Source organism: Bacillus sp. C30 (assembly GCF_040838255.1).
GTDB classification, from domain to species: Bacteria; Bacillota; Bacilli; order Bacillales; family Bacillaceae_G; genus Bacillus_A; species Bacillus_A mycoides.
Window position 1 is genome coordinate 1 of the sequence record NZ_JBFPJH010000529.1, and the last position, 1,710, is coordinate 1,710.

Genomic DNA, 1,710 nt, shown 5'->3' on the forward strand with positions numbered 1-1,710 from the left:
CCTTCCTTCTCACAGAAATTTAGCGGTACAACTTAATGTTAGCCGTATTACTGTTGAATCTGCTTATCAACAATTACTAGCTGAAGGTTATGTAGAAAGTAAACCGAAACGTGGGATTTTTGTTGCAGAAGTTGATATTGATGTCATTCAAAATAAACAACAAGTTGTGTCAAACAGCGCTAACAATATAAAAAAAGAACAATATGACTATGATTGTAGCCAAGGACTGATTGATCAAAAAGCTTTTCCAATTACAAACTGGAAAAGAGCATTACAAGAAACTTTATTCCAGTATGAAAATGAATTATTTGCTAGAGAAGATCCTCAAGGTGAGTTCGTTCTACGAGCGCATATTTCAAAATATTTATACCATGCCCGCGGGGTACATTCTTCACCTGATCAAATTATTATCGGAGCCGGTACGCAGCCTCTTCTTTGGCTACTACTTCAACTGCTTGGTTCAAAAAAAGAATACGGAATCGAAAACCCTGGATTTCACCGTATAACTGCCATGATTCAAAGTTCTGGTCTTCCTGTTCACCCTATTTCATTAGACGATAAAGGGATTCGTATTTCAGCTTTACGTGAATCACGTTCCAATGTAGCATACGTCACTCCATCACACCAATTTCCTCTTGGAATGATTATGCCATTATCTAGAAGGCTCGAATTATTAAGATGGGCCAATGATTGCGGAGGATATATTATTGAAGATGATTATGACGGAGAATTTCGTTATGTAGGAAAACCTATTCCCTCTTTACAAGGACTAGATTCAAATGAACGCGTTATTTATATGGGAACTTTCTCGAAATCCTTCTTACCTTCTTTGCGAATGGGGTATATCGTTTTACCAACTCATCTATTAAAAATCTATACAGAGCTTGAAGGTAAGTTTAAACAAACTGTTTCCACAATACAGCAACTCGCTTTTGCAACCTTTATTCACAATGGTGATTGGGAGCGCCATTTGAACCGTAGTCGTACGTTATATAAAAGAAAGCACACATTACTAGTTAAATCTATCAAAAATGAAATGGGATCTCGTGTTCAAATACTTGGCGAACAGTCTGGACTGCATATCGTACTTCATGTTCATAATGGTATGAACGAACAAGAACTGATTCATACTGCTGCGAGACAACGTATCAAGTTGTATCCTCTCTCCACATACGATTCTGTTCATAATTTAAAGAAGGCATCGTATGTATTACTCGGTTTCGGCAGTATTCCCGAAGATTGTATAGAAACGGTTGTAAAATTATTAAAAAAAGTCTGGTTCCCTAACTAAAAATAACTCCACGTAAGTTATACTTACGTGGAGTTATTTTCATTCACTATTTTTCTGATACTTGCCCTGATCTCGCTGTCCTTCCTGGACGCTTAACACCAGTTGTTTCTGTTGAATAGGAAGCTTCAATTATAGCGGTTGGATCTACAGAGAGAACGAGATCTTTCATTTTCGGATAAATGAAACGGTTTGTAATACAATAAATGATTTTCTTGTGCTCTCCTAAAAAACCACCTTCTCCATGTAGATACGTAACGGATAATTGCAATTCTTTCATAAGCAAATCGCCTATTTCTTTATTTTTCCCAGAAATAATCATAACGCTCTTTCCTTGATTAATACCATCTAATATGAAATCAATCATTTTCGTAACAATATAGAAAATTGCTAATGAGAACATCGCTTGCTCAATTGAAAAT

2 protein-coding genes are annotated in these 1,710 nt (G+C 36.1%); one reads left to right on the forward strand and one right to left on the reverse strand.

The annotated features are described in order from the left end of the window. On the forward strand, nucleotides 1–1,291 hold a 1,291-nt coding region (pdxR, locus tag AB3X49_RS22520; RefSeq protein ID WP_367964848.1), incomplete at its 5' end, for a MocR-like pyridoxine biosynthesis transcription factor PdxR. Nucleotides 1,292–1,337: 46 nt separating this feature from the next. On the opposite strand, the gene AB3X49_RS22525 is transcribed toward pdxR, so the two are convergent. After that, the coding region (locus tag AB3X49_RS22525) for a YitT family protein (RefSeq protein ID WP_367964850.1) at nucleotides 1,338–1,710 on the reverse strand (373 nt) is incomplete at its 5' end.